Here is an 18,196-nt window from a genome sequence, read left to right as displayed (position 1 = left end):
AGACGCTGACGCGCTGACGCGCTGACGTCAGCGAAGCGCGCCCGCGCGGTACGCCGCCTCGGTGCGGGTCGCGGCGCCGAGCTTGCGCAGGATCGCCGAGACGTGCACGCTCGCCGTCTTGCCGCTGATGAAGAGCCGCTCGCCGATCTGGCGGTTGCTGAGGCCCTCGGCGATGAGTTCGAGCACCTGCCGCTCTCGGGCGGTCAGTTCGGCGATCGCCTCGGCGTCGGATGTCGCGGCGCCCGCGATTCCCGGACCGCCGCCGTCTGCCCCGCTGCCGCGGCCCGACCCCATGCCGCCGTCGAGCGGGAGCGCTGCGGCCGCGGCGACCTGTTCGATGCGAGTGCGCACCGCGACGACGCCGCCGCTGAGCGCCAGGTCGAATGCGCTCTGCAGGGTGGTCTTGGCCGCGACCCGTTCACCGGCGGCGAGCTCGGCCTCACCCTGACGAAGCAACGCGTACGGCGCGAGATAACCGGGCGCCGTCGGTGCCGCGGCGGCTCGTGCGGCCGCGCGCCAGGCCTCGGTGGACGAGCCGGCACCGCCACCGCCACCGCCTGCGCCGCCACCGGCACCCGGCGCCTCCGCGAGTTCGGCGTCGAAGAACGCGGCCCAGAGCGAATGCGTCGGCCACATACTCATGTGATCGAGCACCTCGCGAAGCGCGGGCTCCGCCGCACTGATCTCTGCCGCACCGACCCCTGCCGCGCGGCCGTCGGAAACCCCGCCGACCCGTGCCGCGCCGACCACCCGACCCGCGACCCAGACGAGCGGCAGGCTGTAGCCGGGCAACGGCACCGGTTCGTCGAGCACCCGCTTCGCCTCGTGCCACGCCCCCGCGATGTCGCCGCCGGCGAGCGCGACCTCGGCGGCCACCCGGCTCACACTGAGTCGCGTCTGCACCTCGACCGCCATGATCTCGGTCATCAGCGGCCGCGACGCACGCAAGAGTTCTGCGGCGCGCACGGGGTCGCCGAGCCACAGCGTCGACCAGATGCGGGCCCGCTGCAGGTACACGCCGAACGGCCCCGGCGGGTCGAGGGCGAGGGCGCGTTCGATGAGCGCTGCTGCGCGCTGCCACTCGCCGAGCGCGAACAGCGGATCGACGGCGTTCGACGCGAGGATGACGCCCGAGCTGCGCTCGACGCCCTGCGCCCGTGCCTGTTCGAGCCCCTCTTCGGCGAGCCGTACCGCTTCGGCGTGGTTGCCGACGAGGAAGTGCAGGTCTGAGGCGTTCACCCAGTACCGCAACATGGCCGCGCCGTCGCCGTGGGCGAGCTGCCGCGCCCGTTCGAGCCCGGTGAACCCCGCTTCGACCTCGCCGCGGCTCGCCCGGCTGACGGCGGCGACGTTCGCGGCGGTCGAGGCGTAGCGCGGCGCCTCGACCTCGAGCGCGATCTCGAGCGCGCGCTCGGCCGTGTCGACGGCCTCGTCGATGCGGCCCTCGATCATGAGCCGGCCGGCGAGCACGATGAGCACCGTCATGCGCATCTCGCTCGGCCCCTCGCCGAGCACCTCGAGTGCCTCTTCGAGCACGGGGATCGACCCCGGCCGCCCCACGTTGGCCAGGTACATCGCCTTGTCGCGCAGGAACCGCGGGTACTGCGGGTCGTCGTGCGGGCACTCGGCGAGCGCGGCCTTCACGAGCGTGAGACTGCGCTCGCCCTCGCCGGCGTTGCGCAAGTGCGAGGCCGTGCGCCCCATGAGCTCGAGCTTCGTCATACCCGACGACTGCTCGGGGTCGGGCACGACGTCCCACAGGCCGAGCGCCCGCTCGCCGAGCTGGGCGGCGGTGGCATAGGCGGCGGCGGCGCGCGCCTCGCGCATGGCCTGGATCGTCGCGGGGAACGCGCGCGTCGCGTCGTGCGCCCCGAGCCAGTGGAACGAGATCTCGGCCGCGAGCCGTCGGGTGCCCGCCGCGGCGGCCGCCTCGTAGGCCTCGGCGTACCTGGCGTGGAATCGCGCCCGCTCGCCGGGCAGCAGGTCGGCGAGGATCGCCTCGCGCACGAGCGCGTGCCGGAACGCGTAGTCGTCGCCGTCGATCGTGAGCACGCCGAACTGCACGCTCTGACGTGCAGCGGCGTCGAGGTCGTCTTCGCTGCCGCGGTACACCTGGGCGAGCATGGCGTGCGAGACGCGCACCCCACCCGTCGAGATGAGCCGCAGCAGCTCTTGCGCCGACTCGGGGAGGCGCTCGTAGCGGGCCAGCAGCAGATCGCGCAGCGTGTCGGGCACGAAGCCCTCGTCACGACAGCCGTCGATGCCCACGAGCTCTTCGACGAAGAACGGCACGCCGTCGCTGCGGCGGAACACCGTGTCGAGCGCGCGATCGCTCGGCGCCTCGTCGGCGATGAGCGCCTTCACGAACCGCTTGACCTGGGCCCTGGTGAGGCGCGAGAGGTCGCGTCGCTCGACCCAGCGGTCGCGCTCGGCCTCGGTCAGGAACGCGCGGAGCGGGTGCCCCCTCGTGACGTCTTCGCTGCGGTAGGTGAGCACCGTGAGCACGCGACTCGACCCGAGCGCGCGCATGAGGAACCGCAGCAGCGCGAGCGTCGCCGCGTCGACCCAGTGCAGGTCTTCGATGACGAACACGATCGGGCGATCGCGCGAGAACGTCTCGAGCAGCACGGCGATGCCCTCGTGCAGTTGGCCGGTCGCCGCGCCCACTCCGGCCGGCGGCCCGGTTGCGGCGGCGGCGGGGTCGGATGCCGCGAGCTCGGGAAGCAGCGCGGCGAGCGCGGGTCGCCCGGGGCCGGCGGCGTCGAGCACCGCTTCCGGCCCGACCTCGGCGATGAGCGTGCGAAGCGCCGTCTTGACCGGCGCGTAGGGTGCGGCGACGCTGCCGAGATCGACGCACTGGCCCGCGAGCAGGCGGATGTCGGCGGGCAGCCCCCGCTCGAACTCCTGCACGAGCCGGGTCTTGCCGATGCCCGCCTCACCGCCGATCACGATCGTGAACGGCGCGCCGGCGCGCACCTCGCCGAGGCGCTCGTTGAGCCTCGCGAGGTCGGCGTCACGGCCGACCATGGCCGCCGTTGACGTGGTCACGATCTCATCGTGCCACGTGCCACTGACAATGCGGGATGCCGCGGTATCCCGCATCGCGTTCGACCCGGCCGTGCTCGAAGCCGACGCGCCCTGCCGATCCGCTGTCGGCGAAGGCGGCGCAGTCGGCGCCGTCGTGCTCACCGAACCGCGAGCCGCGGCGCGCGGTGCAGGCGGAGGTGCCGGCGCACCGGCTCGGCCGACGCCGCAGCGTCGTCCGAACCGGCCTCGTCGGCGTCGCGCCGCAGGCCGAGCTCACGCTCGGCGAGGCGCACGTCGTGCTGGTGCGCGTGCAGTGTGGTGAAGTCTGCAGAGAACTGCATGTTGCCCCTCCCGGCTGTCTCCGGTCGTTCGACCGGATGCCTCCAGCGTGCTCGCTAAGGCACCTGAGGCTCATCGGGCGATCGCCGTATTTCGCGTGGAGCCCGCCTCAGATCGACCTGAGGCGGCGACAGGGGGCGGTCGGCGGCGGCGCTCAGCGACGTCGGTCAGCGGCCGAGCGTCGGCGTGCGGCGGTAGCCGTCGCGGGCGAACTGCACGACCGCGGCGCTGACCGCCGCGAGCGCGATCAGGGCGATCGCGGCGATGAAGAAGACTCCGAACATGGTGCACCTCCTTCCCTGTCTGCGCCGCCGCCTGCATGAGCCGCGACTGAATCCGATGAAACCTCACATCACATTGCCGTGGTCGCCGGTCGACGTCGTCAGGGCGACCACCGAATCGGGCATCGGGGTACCCGCCCGGGTCAGCACCGAGGGCTCGGCCGGCCCCCACCGCCGCGTGAGCGGCACGACGCCGGCCCACACCGCGTGGTCTTCGCCGTCGTCGACGGCTTCGGACGCCCCGGCCGCACGCTGCTTCATGACGACGTCGTCGAGGCGCAGCCGAAGCACCCGCGTCGCGGCGATCTCCTTGCGGGTCATGGCGCGCACCTCGGCCGGGCGGCCGGGCATGAGCCGTTCCGAGAGCGCGAGCAACGCGGCATCCGCTCGCTCGCCCTCCACCGGCTCGAGCACACCGTACGCGACCGCGCTGCGATAGTTCATCGAGCTGTCGAAGAGCGACCGGGCGAAGACGAGGCCGTCGAGTGCGGTCACGGCGAACGCCACGGTCTGCCCCTCGGCTGCTGCGCGCAGGGCGAATCCGCCGCCGGTCGATCCATGCACGAGCACGTACTCGCCGTCGCGGGCGTAGCCCATCGGCACGACGATCGGCACGCCGTCGGCGACGACCGCGAGGTGGCCGACGAGTTCGGAGTCGAGCAGTTCGAAGAGCGCGTCGCGGTCGGTCGTCTGGCGCTCCGACAGGCGGCGGATGCGGCGGGGCGCGGGTGCGGGCGCTGAGGTCGAGGGTGCTGGGGCTGCGGGCGCAAGGGCTGCGGGCGCTGGGGCTATGGGGTCGATCGTGGTCACGCTTCGAGTCTCGTCGTACACTGGTCGCGTTCACAGTCCAGTTTTCGCAGAAACAACCAGTCCAGTCAGGAGCCGAATGGACGGCCCGATCATCGGCCTCGACCGCGGCTCGACCACGCCGCTCGGCGCCCAGGTCGTCGACGCGCTGCGGCGCCGCGTGCTCGGCGGCGGTCTGCGCCCCGGCGACTCCGTGCCGTCGACCCGGGCGCTCGCGAGCGCACTCGGCATCTCGCGCAGCGTCGTCGTCGCGGCCTATGAACAGCTCGCCGGCGAGGGCTACCTCGACACGAGACAGGGCGCCGCGACGCGCGTCGCCGAGCTGCAGCCGCGAATCGAATCGTCGACGGATGCCGCGTGGCCCGCGTCCGCCGTCGGCGTCACCGGGCCCGCGGCACCGGAGGGGCCCCCGGCCTCGTCGACTGCAGCACCCCGCATCGACCTGCTGCCCGGGCGACCCTCGACCTCGCGCATCGACTCGCGGTCGTGGCGCACGGCCTGGCGCCGCGCGGCGGCGGCGGCGATCCCGGCGGACTCGCCGCCGCCGTTCGGCGAACCACGCCTGCGCACCGAGATCGCCGACCACTTGCGGCACGCGCGCGGGCTCGACTGCTCGCCCGACGACGTCGTCGTCACGGCCGGCACGAGCGAGGCGCTCGGGTTGCTGGCCTCGGTGCTCACGGCCGGCGGGCTCACGGCCGGCGGGCTCGCGGCCGGCGGGTTCGCGGTCGGCAGGCTCGGGGCCGGCGAGCGCGCGCCGGGACGGCGCCCGCCCGTGCTCGCGATCGAAGACCCGGGCTACCCCTCTGCCCGGCGACTGTTCGAGCGACGCGGCGTCGCCACCCGCCCGCTCGGCGTCGACGGCGACGGTTTCGACGTCGGCGCGTTGCGGCGCCTGCCGCGCGCGCCCGATGCCGTCATGGTCACGCCGAGTCACCAGTACCCGCTCGGCGGGCGCCTGCCCGTCGCGACCCGGCTCGAGCTGCTCGACTGGGCGCGCGTGCACGACGCCCTCGTGATCGAAGACGACTACGACAGCGAGTTCCGCCACCTCGGGCCGCCCCTGCCGGCCCTCGCCTCGCTCGACGACGCCGGCCGTGTGGTGCTCGTCGGCAGCTTCTCGAAGGTGCTGACGCCGTGGATCCGTCTCGGCTACCTCGTGCTGCCGCGAGCGAACCCGGGGCTTCGCACCGCGGTCGCCGCCGCTCGCGACGACGAGACCTGCCCCGTGCCCGGCGTCGCCCAGCTCGCGATCGCCGAACTGCTCGCGAGCGGCGCCGTGCGCCGGCACATCGCGGCCTCCCGGCGCGAGTACGCCCACCGCCGCCGCCTTGTGCTCGCCGCACTCGACGGGCTGGCGGGCGCGCCGCTGTCGGGCCTCGACGGCGGGCTGCACGCGGTCGTCGAGCTGCGGGATGCCGCGGCATCCGCTGCCCTCGTGACCCGGCTCGCCGGGGCCGGGGTCGCCGTCGCGCCGCTCTCCGACTACTCCGCGGCGCCCGGCGGCAGGCGACACGGCATCGTCTTCGGCTACGCGGCGCCGAGCGACACCCGGCTCGCCGAGGGGCTCGCGCTGATCCGCGCGGCGATCCTCGACACCGCGGTCGCGCCTGCCGCGACCGACCGCCGCGACGGCGGGAGCCGTCGGAATCCCGCTGCGAATACGACCAAGGTCGACCTGTCGCAACCGGGCGGTCGGCGAGTAGTGTGAACCGACCGGCGCGTTCGTCGCGCCACCCTACGGTTGGAGGCCCGGTGAGGCGAGCAGTCGGCGGCCATGTCGCATCCCTTGCGCCGGCTGTGCTCGCGGTGTCGGGTGCGCTGCTGCTGAGCGCGTGCGCGGGGCCCCCCGCCCCGCCGCCGGTGACGATCGTCGCGACCGTCACGGCCACCCCGAAGCCCACGCCGACCCCGACGCCGACCGCGCCGCCGCCGCCCGCGGAGCCCGCTCCCGCACCGGCACCCGACCCCGTGCCGAACGCGCCGGCGCCCGTCTACGAACCGGGCCCCGCCGTCGACCTCGGCGCTCGCGACGGCGCCAACGGCACGCCGGCACTCGACGGCACGGGCATGCCCATCAGCTACGTCGTCGTCTCGGGCGACAGCTTCTTCGACATCGCCCAGCGTTTCGACCTGCCGCAGCAGCAACTGCTGCGCATGAACCCGCAGGTGCACGACTTCGGCGAAAACGTCTACATCGGCGACGTCATCAACCTCGACTGGACCAAGACCGGATGACCGCGGCCGGACCGCTCGCCGCCGACGTGATCGCGACCGTGACGATCGAGCCGTGGAACCCGTGGCCGGTCGCGATCCCGCTCGCGGTGCTCGTCGCGGGAGTCGTGGTCTCGGTCATCGGCAGGCGGCGCCGCTCGAAGCCCGTGCGCGAGCTCGGCTACGTGCTGTTCCTCGTCTCGGCGCTCACGGCGGGCGCCATGGCCTGGGTGCTCTCGGGCATCTGGGACACGCAGGCGCGCGAACGCGCGCTCGAAGATCTCGGGTTCGTCTCGCCGACGTTCGAAGCCGCGATGACCGTCACCGAGGGCGGGCTGCCGCCGATCGGTTTCTCGGCCGAGCGCAACGACGGCCTGCGCGTGAGCGGCGTGCTCGTCGACCAGGGCGGCGGTCGCTGGCAGGTGAGGGTCGGCGACTGAGGGCTGAGCTGACGGTTGAGACGAGGATCGAAGCCCGGCGGGGTTAGGATAGCCTTTCCTCCCCCTTTCTTCGATTCCCCCTCGGAAAGAGCCCGATGAACTCCCGTCATGCCCTCTCGTCGCTCGCCCTCGTCGCGGTCGCGGCACTTGCATTGAGCGGATGCTCCGCGCCCGCGTCGCCCGACGAGACTCCGTCCGACGCGCTCGTCGTCTACAACGCGCAGCACGAGCAGCTCACCGAGGAGTGGGTCGCGGCGTTCACCGAGCAGACCGGCATCGAGGTGGTGCTGCGCAACGGCTCCGACAGCGAGCTCGGCAACCAGATCGTGCAAGAGGGCGCGGCGTCGCCTGCCGACGTCTTCCTCACCGAGAACTCGCCGGCCATGTCGCTCGTCGAGAACGCCGGGCTGCTCGCGCCGGTCGACGAGGCGACGCTCGCGCTCACGCCCGAGCAGTACCGGCCGTCGAGCGGGCTCTGGGCGGGCATCGCCGCACGCTCGACCGTGCTCGTCTACAACCCCGAGCTCATCGACGAAGCCGAGCTGCCGGCCTCCCTCATGGACCTGCAGCAGCCCGAGTGGAAGGATCGCTGGGGTGCCGCCCCCGGCGGTGCCGACTTCCAGGCGATCGTCTCGGCGATGCTCGAGCTCGAGGGCGAGGCGTCGACGGCGGCCTGGCTCGACGGCATGGCCGAGAACGCGACCGTCTACCAGAACAACATCGCGACGATGAAGGCCGTGAACGCCGGCGAGATCCCGGCCGGCGTCATCTACCACTACTACTGGTACCGCGATCAAGACGAGACGGCAGAGAACAGTGGCAACACGAAGCTGCACTACTTCGGCGAGCAGGACCCGGGTGCGTTCGTGAGCGTCTCGGGCGGCGGCGTGCTCGCATCGAGCTCGCGCCAGAAGGAGGCGCAGCAGTTCCTCGCCTTCCTCGCAGGCGAAGAGGGCCAGACCATCCTCGGCGAGGGCTACAGCTTCGAGTACCCGGTGTCGAGCGGCGTTCCGGCCAAGGCGCCGCTGCCCGCGCTCGACACGCTCGACGCGCCGCTCGTCGACCCGTCGACCCTCAACGGCCCCGAGGTCATCGACCTCATGACGAACGCGGGACTCCTCTGACCACAGCAACCCTGAGCACCCCGTCCCGCGTCGCGGGACGGGGCCGTTCGGGTGCCGCCGGGCGACCGGGCGCCGGCGGTCGCCGCCCGTCGCTCGCGCTCGTCGCTCTCGTCGCGGTGCTCGCCGCGCTGATGCTCGTGCCGGTCGGCTACGTCGTGGCGACGGTGTTCGAGATCGGCTGGAGCGAACTCGCCGACCTCGTGCTCAGGCCCCGCGTCGGCGAACTGCTGCTGAACACCGTGCTGCTGCTCGTGCTCGGCGTGCCGACGACGATCGTGCTCGGCGTCGGCGGCGCCTGGCTCGTCGAACGCACCGACCTGCCGGGCCGGCGCGTGTTCGCCGTGCTGCTCGCCGCCCCCCTCGCGATTCCGGCCTTCGTCAGCAGCTACGGCTGGGCGAGCGCGATCCCGTCGATCCACGGGCTCGGCGGCGGGCTGCTCGTCGCGGTGCTCGCCTACTTCCCGCTCGTCTACCTGCCGGCGCTCGCGACGCTTCGCGGCCTCGACCCGGCGCTCGAGGAGTCGGCCCGCTCGCTCGGCGACGGCTCGTGGGCGGTGTTCGCCCGCGTCGTGCTGCCGCAGCTGCGCCTCGCGATCCTCGGCGGCGGCCTGATCGTCGCCCTGCATCTGCTGGCCGAGTACGGCGCGTTCGCATTCGTGCGCTTCGACACCTTCACGACGGCGATCGTCGTCGCGTATCAGTCGACGTTCGCCGGACCGTCGGCCGCCTCGCTCGGCGTCGTGCTCACGACGCTCTGCCTGCTCCTGCTCATCGCCGAGTCGTCGGCGCGCGGTCGCGGTCGCTACGCGCGCGTCGGCTCGGGCACCCCCCACCCCGCCGTGCCGCTGCGGCTCGGCCGCGCGGCGGCCCCGACCGTCGCCGCGCTCACCGCGCTCGTGCTCGCCTCGACCGCCGTGCCGCTCGCGAGCGTGCTGCGCTGGCTCGGCGCGGCCGACCCCGACGCGTTCGCCGAGCTGCCGACGGCCGCGGTGCAGACCGCACTCCTCGGCGCGGGCGGCGCGATCGGCGCGATCCTCGTCGCCTTCCCGGTGGCCTGGCTCGTCGGCCGGTTCCCGGGCCGGCTGAGCCGTGCCCTCGAGGCGCCATACTACGTGGCGAGCAGCCTGCCGGCCATCATCGTGGCGCTCGCGCTCGTCACCGTGACGCTGCGCCTCGCGCCCGGCTTGTACCAGACGGCGTTCACCGTCATGGTGGCCTATGTGATCGTGTTCCTCCCCCGCGCACTCGTGTCGCTGCGCGCGGGCATCGCGCAAGTGCCCGAGTCGCTCGAAGAGGCGGCGCGCTCGCTCGGCGTCTCGCCGTTCGCAGCACGACTGCGGGTCACGGTGCCGCTCTTGATCCCGTCGATCGCCGCGGGCGCCGCGCTCGTCGCGCTCGGCGCCGCGAACGAGCTCACGGCCACGCTGCTGCTCGCTCCGACCGGCACGCGCACGCTCGCCACCCAGTTCTGGTCGGCCGCGTCCGCCGTCGATTACCCGGGCGCCGCGCCGTACGCGCTCGTGCTCATCCTGCTGTCGATTCCGGCGGTCGGCCTGATGTTCGCGCAGGCGAGGGGGTGGCGCGCACGATGAGGCTCTCCATCGAGTCCGTCTCGAAGTCGTTCGCCGGCACCCGGGTGCTCGAGGGCATCTCGATCGAGGTGCCCGACGGGTCCCGAACGGCGATCGTCGGTGCCTCCGGCAGCGGCAAGAGCACGCTGCTGCGCCTCATCGCCGGCTTCGAAGAGCCCGACAGCGGGCGCATCACGCTCGGCGATCGCGTGATCGCCGAGGCCGGCGGCCGCGGCGCGAACGCACGGGGCACGATCGGCCGTGCCGCCGGCGGCCGCTCGGTGCCGGCGCACCGGCGCGGCATCGGCTACGTGGCGCAAGACGGCGCCCTGTTCCCGCACTTGACCGTGGCCGGCAACATCGCCTTCGGGCTCCGCGGTCGACACGGCCGCGACGGCCGGGCCCGCGATGCCCGCGTCCGCGAGGCGATGGAGCTCGCCGCACTCGACCCCGTGCTCGCCGACCGGTATCCTCACCAACTCTCGGGCGGACAGCAGCAACGCGTTGCCCTCGCCCGCGCTCTCGCGCCGCGCCCCGCCGTCATCCTGCTCGACGAGCCGTTCAGCGCCCTCGACACCGGCCTGCGCGAACAGACCCGCCGAGCCGTCATCGACGCGCTCGAACGCAGCGCGACGACCGCGGTGCTCGTCACCCACGACCAAGACGAGGCCCTCACCTTCGGCCAGGGCATCGGCATCATGGTCGACGGCCGTCTCGCGCAATCGGGTGTGCCGTCAGAGGTCTACGACAGCCCGGCGACGCCCGAGATCGCCGCCTTCCTCGGCGGCACCGTGCTGCTGCCCGCCACGCTCGGCGGCGGCTGCGCCGATTGCGTGCTGGGGCGCATCCCGATTCGACACGATCGCAGCAGCGGTGCCGTGGGCGCCTCCGTCGCGATGGTGCGCCCCGCCCAGTTCGAGGTGCGCACGGGCGCGGCGGCGTCGAACGCGGTCGTCACCGACATCCGCCGGGTCGGACCGACCGCCGAGGTCGTGCTGCAGATCGGCGACGGCGCGCCGTCGACGGTCGCCCTGCGCCTGCCGCAGCACGAGGTCGTCGGACTCGCCCGCGGTGCACGGGTCGACGTGCGCATCGACGGCGGGGTCGTGCTCTACCCGGGCATCGCGGAGTCGGGAGTCGCCGCGACGGCGGCGCCCGTCGTCAGCGCCGACGGGCCCTGACGACCGCGGCGAGGCGCGCCGAGGCGACCGCGTAGAGCTTCCACGCCGCGATGCCGACGACGAGCGAGAGCAGCGTCGCGAGCCACGGCACGTGGTCTTCGAGCGGCGGGTACACCTGCCAGTGCGTCAGATAGATGAACATGGATGCCCCGGCGAGCACTCCGACGAGGGGCACGAGCATGCGCGGCACCGGCACCGCGGGCAGCCAGATCACGAGCAGCAGTCCGCCGACGATGATCGCCTCGCGGGGCGCCGTGCCGAAGAACCCCGCGACGCTCACGACCATGATCGCCGACGCCGTCCAGCGCTGCAGCACGGTGCGCGAGCGCGCGATCAGCCAGCCGAGGGCGAGGCACCAGATGACCGTCGCGGTCGCGTAGCGCTCGGTGGCGTGCGCCTCGACGCCGCCGAGCAGCAGGGTGCGGGCGACGAGCGTCGCCGCGAGCACGCCCAGCGCGAAGGCATACGGGCGACGACGCTCGAGACGGTCGAGCCCCGGCAGCGCGAACAGCGCCGCGAGCCCGATCAGCGACCACGCCACCGCCTCGATGAACCAGAACTGCCAGTGCACGCTCCAAGATGGTTCGCCGCCGAAGTTGTTCACGAGCAGCACCGTCTCGGGGCGGTAGTAGCCGGTGACGAGCGCGACCGAGCCGATCCAGAGCACCGCGGGCACGACGAGCTGCGCCGTGCTGCGCAGCAGGGCGATCGGGCGCGAGCGACCCGCGACATCCGCCAGCTGGAACCGCGCGAGGTTGTACCCCGCGACCGCCAGCAGCAGGTGCGCGCCGCCCTTGAGGTCGAAGAGGTTCGCGTGCGTGCCGACGATGAGCACGATCGCGACGGCACGCAGCAGGGCGGGCGTCTCGATGCGGGGCAGGCGGCGGCGCGGGGCGCGGCGGGCGGTTGCGGTGGTCGGGTCGGTGGAGTCGGTCGGGCCGGTGGAGTCGGCCGCGCCGTTGCGCTCGCCCGGGCGGGCAGGCGCGGCGCCCGCGGGATGCTCGGGCGCCGCGGCATCCGTTCGCCTGAATGCCGGCGCGGCGACCGCGCCGAGCTCGCGCACCGTCATGGTCGGCCACTCGCGCGGCAGCGTGCCGAGCAGCGCCTCGAGACGCAGCGAGACCTCGATGTAGCTGAGCGAGTCGCCGCCGAGCCCAGAGAACGAGTCGTCGAGCGTGACGCCGGGTCGGTCGAGCAGTTCGGCGTACAGCTCGCGAACCGCGTCGGGCGCGACACGGTCGGTGGATGCCTCGGCGACGCCGCCGTCTGCTTTTCGGGTGTCGACCGCGGCGGCGTGGCGCACGAGTGCGGCGGTGTCGGGTTTGCCGCTCGCCGTGCGCGGAAACTCGTCGACGGCGTAGTGGGCGATCACGTGCACGGGCAGTCCGGTGACGTCGGCGGCGCGCTGCTTCGCCGTGTCGCTGCCGAGCGCGGCGGTGCGCGGCTCGCGCGTGAAGAGCAGCAGTCGCTCGTCGGTGCTCGCCGCCCGCGCCTCGAGGCCCCCGTCGGCGAGCAGGCGCTCGACCCGGTCGAGGTCGATGCGCAGACCGAACACCTTGGCGAAGCGGCTGCTGCGGCCGACGATCTCGTAGAGTCCGTCGTCGCGGCGGCGGGCGAGATCGCCCGTGCGAAGCTCGTCGACGACCCGGCCCGACGCGAAGTCGGCCGGACGCTCGGCGTAGCCCAGCATGACGTTCGGTCCGTCGTAGACGAGCTCGCCGACGCCGAGGTCGTCGGGCGCGTCGATGCGGAATCGCCCGCCGGGAATCGGGGCGCCGATCGAACCCGCGGCCGACTCGGCGAGCCGTGCGGGCAGGTAGGCCATGCGCGCGGTCGCCTCGGTCTGGCCGTACATGACGACGAACGCGAAACCGCGGTCGCGGCCGAGCCGGGCGTATCGGCGCACCCGCTCGGGGGCGAGGCGCCCGCCCGCCTGCGTGATGCTGCGCAGGGTCGGCGTGGCCCGCTCGGCGAAGCCGCTCGCGTCGAGCAGGTCGAAGGTGTACGGCACGCCCGCGAACGAGGTGGCCTCTGCGCGGTCGAAGGTCTGCCAGAACTCGTCGTCGACGACCGAGTGCGACTGCAGCACGATGCTGCCGCCCGAGACGAGGTGACTGTTGACGACCGAGAGTCCGTAGCAGTACTGCAGCGGCAGCGTCGTCGCAGCGCGGTCGCCCTCGCCGAGGTTCAGGTAGTCGGCGATCGCGACCGCGTTGCTCTCGAGGTTCGAGCGGCTGAGGCGCACGAGCTTCGGCGAACCGGTCGAGCCCGAGGTGCTCGCGAGCAGGGCGAGGTCGGAGTGCAGTTCGTGTCGGGTTCCCTCGCGGCGCTCGGTGAGGTGCTTCCCGTCGGCGATCACGTCGGGATCGAAGCGCTCGATGAGCGCCTCGACGTGCTGCCGGTTGCCGGCCGGGTCGCCGTCGACGAAGAGCACGGGGTGGCCGCCCTCGAGCGCGGCGAGGTAGGTGACGACCGGCTCGACCTCGTTCGCGGCGGCGATCATGACGAGGCGCCGTTGCGGCCCGAGCTCGTCACGGCGTGCCGCGACGCGGTCGCGCAGCTCGCCGTGGTCGATCATCGTCGGCCCGATCAGGGCCGGCGCCGACGACCGGCCTCGGGTCAGGCGCAGCGCCGTGGTCGTCTCGAGCGAGCGGATTGGCACGCGTCGCCTCCGTGAATGGTGGGAAAGGGAAGTGAGCCAAGGCTAACCTAACCAACTCGCCCCAACGAATCCGCCCCTCGCAGGAACCCCTCCCCGCAACACGCGCTCCTGAAAAGCGAAACGGCGTAGCGTGGGAGCGTGCTGACTCCGCCGAAGACCGACAAGCGACCCATCGAACGCGTGCACCACGGCGACGTCGTCGTCGACGACTACGAGTGGTTGCGCGAGAAGGACGACCCCGAGGTGCTCGCCCACCTGCACGAGGAGAACGCCTACACGAAGGCGAAGACCGAGCACCTCGCGCTGCTGCAGGAGCAGATCTTCGAGGAGATCACGACCCGCACGAAGGAGACCGACCTCAGCGTGCCGACGCGCGAGGGCGACTGGTGGTACTACACCCGCACGGTCGAGGGCCGCGAATACGGCATCCACTGCCGGGTGCCGGCTACCGGCCCCGACGACTGGGAACCCCCGGTGACGGATGACTCGGGCTCGCCGCTGCCCGGCGAGCAGGTGCTGCTCGACGACAACGCCGAGGCCGAGGGCCACGACTTCTACTCGCTCGGCAGCTTCGATGTCACCGCCGACGGGTCGACGCTGCTCTACGCCACCGACCTCGAGGGCGACGAGCGCTACACGCTGCGCCTGCGCTCGCTCGACGGCTCGGGTCGCGAGTACGACGACGTCATCGAGGGCACCTCGAGCGGCGCGACGTTCGACCCCAGCGGACGCTACGTGTTCTACGCGACGGTCGACGAGTCCTGGCGGCCCGACACGATCTGGCGGCACGAGATCGGCACCGCGGCATCCGACGACGTATCGGTCTTCACCGAACCCGACGAGCGGTTCTGGCTCGGCGTCGGCGTGACGCGCAGCCGCAAGTACCTCGTGATCGAGGCGGGCTCGAACGTCACGAGCGAGACGTGGCTGCTCGACGCCGCCGAGCCGACGGGCGAGTTCTCGGTGGTCTGGCCCCGGAAGGACGGGGTGGAGTACGACGTCGAGCACGTCATCGCGGGCGGCAAGGACCGCCTGCTCATCGTGCACAACGACGAGGCGGTGAACTTCGAGCTCGTGAGCGTCGCGGCATCCGACCCGCAGGGCGACCGGCGCGTGCTGCTGCCGCACGACCCCGCTGTGCGGCTCGAGGGCGTCGACGCGTTCCGCGATTTCGTCGCCGTCGAGTACCGCCGCGAGGGGCTGCCGCGAGTCGCCGTCGCGAAGGTGCCGGCCGCGGGCATCCCCACCGGCGCCACCCCCGACGACACCCTGCACGAGCTCGCCTTCGACGAGGCGCTCTTCGCGGTTGGTCTCTCGGGCAACCCGGACTGGGCCCAGCCGACCCTGCGCATCGGGTACACGAGCTTCGTGACCCCCTCGACGGTCTACGACGTCGTCGTCGCGACCGGCGAGCGACGCCTCCGCAAGCGCCAGCCCGTGCTCGGCGACTACGACGCGACCCGCTACTCGCAGCGGCGCGAGTGGGCGACGGCCGACGACGGCACGCGCATCCCGGTCTCGCTCGTCTACCGGCACGACCTCGTCGACCTCGGCACGCCCGCCCCGACCCTGCTCTACGGCTACGGCTCGTACGAGCACTCGATCGACCCGGGCTTCGGCATCCCCCGCCTGTCACTGCTCGACCGCGGCATGATCTTCGCCGTGGCGCACGTGCGCGGCGGCGGCGAGATGGGCCGCCTCTGGTACGAGCACGGCAAGAAGCTCGAGAAGCGCAACACCTTCACCGACTTCGCTGCGGTCGCCCGCCACCTCATCGACGAGGACATCACGGCCCCCGACCGGCTCGTCGCCCAGGGCGGCAGCGCGGGCGGCCTGCTCATCGGCGCCGTCGCGAACCTCGCGCCCCAGTACTTCTCGGGCTTCCTCGCCGAGGTGCCGTTCGTCGACCCGCTGACGTCGATCCTCGACCCGTCGCTGCCGCTCACGGTCATCGAGTGGGACGAGTGGGGCAACCCGCTCGACGACGAAGAGGTCTACTCGTACATGAAGTCGTACTCCCCCATCGAGAACGTGCACGCCAGCGACGACGGTGGCAGGCACTACCCGCCGATCCTCGCGGTGACCTCGCTCAACGACACGCGCGTGCTCTACGTCGAGCCGGCCAAGTGGGTCGCCCGCTTGCGTGACGTCGGCGCCGACCCGCTACTGAAGATCGAGATGGCGGCCGGCCACGGCGGCGTCTCGGGCCGGTACTCGGCGTGGCGCGAGCGCGCCTTCGCCTACGCGTGGGTCGTCGATGCGGCAGGCGCTCACCCGAGCGGAGAATAGGGAACCGCGAACGGGCGGTAGATGCCGCCCCCGCACCGATGAAGCGGCATCTCCTGCCCGCTCGCGGTTCTGCGAGCAAGCGCCGCGGTGTCTGCCGGTTCCTCAGCGCCGCCGCTCGTAGGTGATGTGCGTCGCGAGCGGGGTGTTCAACACCTCGACCGGTGTGAGACCGGGGTCGTCGATGCCCTCGAAGAGCCGCTCGCCGCTGCCGAGCATCATCGGCGAGATCGTGACGATGATGCGGTCGATGAGGCCGGCGGCGAGGTACTGCCGCACGGTACTCGCACCACCCGCGACCGAGATGCGGCCGTCGCCGACGGCGGCCCTCGCCTGCGCGAGCGCGTCGTCGATGCCCGTTGTGACGAAGTGGAACGTCGTGCCGCCCTGCATCGCGATCGGGTCGTGCGGGTGATGCGTGAGCACGTAGACCGGCCCGTGGTACGGCGGCTCGTCGCCCCACCAGCCCTTCCACTCCTCATCGGACGGGCCGCCCGGCCAGTCTCCGCGGATCGGTCCGAACATGTTGCGGCCCATGATGTACGCGTTCGGCGCGAGGATCTGCTCGACGATCGAGGCGTTCTCGTCGGGCTGCTCGAACATCCACCGATGCAGGTCTTCACCGCCCTCGCCGAGCGGGTCGGTGCGCGTCTGGTTCGGCCCCGCGACGAAACCGTCGAGCGACATCGTGATGTTGGCCGTGACGAGGCCGTCGTTCAGCGTCATGCGCGACACCGTACGCCTCACCGCCGACACCCGCACCGGTGCATGCGAACGCACGGATTCAGCGCTGAGCGAGCAGCATTCCGGATGTCGCGGGCCGCTGCAAGACTGCAGGAATGTCTCTTCTCTCCGATCTGAAAGAGCGAGTTCCAGGCCGGGCCCATGGTCCCGGCGCATCCGAATACGACGCCGGCCGCACGGTCTTCGCAGGCATCGGCGAACCCGAAGCGGTCGTGCGTCCGCGCACCGCCGCCGAGGTCGCGGCCGCGGTCGCCGTCGCCGCAGCCGCGGGTCTCTCGATCGCCGTGCGCAGCGGCGGCCACGGCCTCCTCCCCGTCGACGACGGCCTCGTCGTCGACCTCGCCGGGTTCACCGCGATCGAGGTCGCGGCAGACGGCGTCGTCGCCGTCGGCGGCGGCGCCCGCTGGGGCGACGTCGCGGCGGCCCTCGCACCCCACGGCCTGGGCATCAGCTCGGGCGACACGCGAGATGTCGGAGTCGGCGGCCTCGCCCTCGGCGGCGGCATCGGCTGGCTCGTGCGCGGGCAGGGTCTCGCCATCGACGCACTGCGCGAGGTCGAACTCGTCACGGCGGCCGGCGACGTGCTGACCGTGAACGCGACGTCGCACCCCGAGCTCTTCTGGGCACTGCGCGGCGGCGGCGGCAACTTCGGCGTCGCGACGCGATTCACCTTCCAGGCGATCCCCGCAGACGGGCTCGTGGGCGGGCACGTGCGGTTCGACCGCTCCGACGTGCCGGCGGTGCTCCGCGCCTGGCGCGACGTCATGCGGGCCGGTCCCGACGAGCTGAACTCCTCGCTCATGCTGATGCCGCCGTTCGGCCCCGAGATGCCCGGCGGCCCGCAACTCGGCGTGGCCCTGCAGGGCAGCGAGGCGCAGCTGCGCGAGCTCCTCGCCCCGCTGCTCGACCTCCCGTCGGTGGTCGAGGTGTCGCTCGCCCCGACCGCCTATGGCGAACTGCTCGAAGACGCTCCGCCCGGTCGCCCGCCGTTCCTCTTCGTGGGCGGCAACGGCTTCGTGCCCGACGTCTCCGATGCCCTGCTCGACGCGGTGTCCGCGGCATACGCCCGCGACGTGCCGACCATGGTGCTGCTCCGTGCCCTCGGCGGCGCGTTCTCGCGCGTCGCACCCGACGCGACGGCGATCGCCCAGCGCGATGCCGAGGCGCTGCTGATCGTCAACGGCGTCCTCCCCGCCGACGCATCGCCCGAATTGGTCGCCGCCGCGAAGGTCGGCAGCGATGCCGCCCTCGCCTTCACGAGCGGCGTCTACGGCAACTTCGCGGCGGAGTTCGACGACGAGGTGACTGCGGCGATGTACCCGCCCGCGACGCTCGAACGCCTCCGCCGCGTCAAGGCCGAGGTCGACCCCGGCAACGCGTTCCGGCACAACCACAACATCGTGCCGGCGGACTGAGCGGGGCCGCCGAAACGCCGGCGGGCTGAGCGCGCCGGGCGACAGAAACGCGGGTGGCTGCGTCGAACACAGGCGAGCGGATGCCGCGGCTCACGCCACGCGGCC

Annotated in this window: 13 protein-coding genes; 8 read left to right on the top strand and 5 right to left on the bottom strand. The window is 72.8% G+C overall.

Annotated elements, in window-relative coordinates:
- Positions 1 to 27 precede the first annotated feature (27 nt).
- The 3 genes from ACWGST_RS10825 to ACWGST_RS10815 all read right to left on the bottom strand — a co-directional run bounded on the left by ACWGST_RS10825 (position 28) and on the right by ACWGST_RS10815 (position 4,457).
- A complete protein-coding gene (locus ACWGST_RS10825) occupies positions 28 to 3,048 on the bottom strand; it encodes a helix-turn-helix transcriptional regulator (RefSeq protein WP_452046671.1) in 3,021 nt (1,006 codons plus the stop codon).
- Between the two features lie 137 nt (positions 3,049 to 3,185).
- Entirely contained in the window at positions 3,186 to 3,368 is a 183-nt protein-coding gene (locus tag ACWGST_RS10820; RefSeq protein ID WP_452046670.1) for a hypothetical protein, read from the bottom strand.
- Between the two features lie 345 nt (positions 3,369 to 3,713).
- On the bottom strand, positions 3,714 to 4,457 hold the full coding sequence (locus ACWGST_RS10815) for a pyridoxamine 5'-phosphate oxidase family protein (protein WP_452046669.1): 744 nt from the start codon (positions 4,455 to 4,457) through the stop codon (positions 3,714 to 3,716).
- Positions 4,458 to 4,533: 76 nt separating this feature from the next.
- Between ACWGST_RS10815 and ACWGST_RS10810 the strand changes: the two genes are divergently transcribed.
- The 6 genes from ACWGST_RS10810 to ACWGST_RS10785 all read left to right on the top strand — a co-directional run bounded on the left by ACWGST_RS10810 (position 4,534) and on the right by ACWGST_RS10785 (position 10,984).
- Positions 4,534 to 6,165, top strand: a complete 1,632-nt coding sequence (locus ACWGST_RS10810) for an aminotransferase-like domain-containing protein (RefSeq protein WP_452046668.1) — start codon at positions 4,534 to 4,536, stop codon at positions 6,163 to 6,165.
- Positions 6,166 to 6,209: 44 nt separating this feature from the next.
- Positions 6,210 to 6,692 (top strand): LysM peptidoglycan-binding domain-containing protein, encoded by a 483-nt coding sequence (locus tag ACWGST_RS10805; RefSeq protein ID WP_452046667.1) that lies wholly within the window; start codon positions 6,210 to 6,212, stop codon positions 6,690 to 6,692.
- Complete coding sequence (locus ACWGST_RS10800) at positions 6,689 to 7,108, top strand: hypothetical protein (protein WP_452046666.1); 420 nt, start codon at positions 6,689 to 6,691, stop codon at positions 7,106 to 7,108. Before ACWGST_RS10805 ends, ACWGST_RS10800 begins: the two co-directional genes overlap by 4 nt.
- Before the next feature lie 95 nt (positions 7,109 to 7,203).
- Entirely contained in the window at positions 7,204 to 8,232 is a 1,029-nt protein-coding gene (locus tag ACWGST_RS10795) for an iron ABC transporter substrate-binding protein (protein WP_452046665.1), read from the top strand.
- 131 nt (positions 8,233 to 8,363) lie between these two features.
- Positions 8,364 to 9,824, top strand: a complete 1,461-nt coding sequence (locus ACWGST_RS10790; RefSeq protein ID WP_452046698.1) for an ABC transporter permease — start codon at positions 8,364 to 8,366, stop codon at positions 9,822 to 9,824.
- Complete coding sequence (locus ACWGST_RS10785) at positions 9,821 to 10,984, top strand: ABC transporter ATP-binding protein (protein WP_452046664.1); 1,164 nt, start codon at positions 9,821 to 9,823, stop codon at positions 10,982 to 10,984. The genes ACWGST_RS10790 and ACWGST_RS10785 overlap by 4 nt, the downstream gene beginning before the upstream one ends.
- Here the strand turns inward: ACWGST_RS10785 and ACWGST_RS10780 are convergent.
- On the bottom strand, positions 10,965 to 13,646 hold the full coding sequence (locus ACWGST_RS10780; RefSeq protein ID WP_452046663.1) for an AMP-binding protein: 2,682 nt from the start codon (positions 13,644 to 13,646) through the stop codon (positions 10,965 to 10,967). The two genes, ACWGST_RS10785 and ACWGST_RS10780, sit on opposite strands and share 20 nt — an antisense overlap.
- Positions 13,647 to 13,784: 138 nt before the next feature.
- Here ACWGST_RS10780 and ACWGST_RS10775 point away from each other — a divergent pair, with 138 nt between their 5' ends.
- Positions 13,785 to 15,935 carry a S9 family peptidase gene (locus ACWGST_RS10775; RefSeq protein ID WP_452046662.1) on the top strand — a complete coding sequence of 717 codons (2,151 nt, stop codon included), beginning with the start codon at positions 13,785 to 13,787 and terminating at the stop codon, positions 15,933 to 15,935.
- A gap of 102 nt (positions 15,936 to 16,037) precedes the next feature.
- Here the strand turns inward: ACWGST_RS10775 and ACWGST_RS10770 are convergent, their stop codons facing one another.
- Positions 16,038 to 16,658 (bottom strand): dihydrofolate reductase family protein, encoded by a 621-nt coding sequence (locus ACWGST_RS10770; protein WP_452046661.1) that lies wholly within the window; start codon positions 16,656 to 16,658, stop codon positions 16,038 to 16,040.
- A gap of 113 nt (positions 16,659 to 16,771) precedes the next feature.
- On the opposite strand from ACWGST_RS10770, the gene ACWGST_RS10765 reads away from it, so the two are divergent.
- On the top strand, positions 16,772 to 18,091 hold the full coding sequence (locus ACWGST_RS10765; protein ID WP_452046660.1) for an FAD-binding oxidoreductase: 1,320 nt from the start codon (positions 16,772 to 16,774) through the stop codon (positions 18,089 to 18,091).
- The last annotated feature ends 105 nt before the right edge of the window (positions 18,092 to 18,196 follow it).

This window comes from Agromyces sp. NPDC055520 (genome assembly GCF_053619715.1).
Note: the sequence above shows the minus strand (reverse complement) of the source record. Positions and strands in the feature narration are given on the sequence as shown.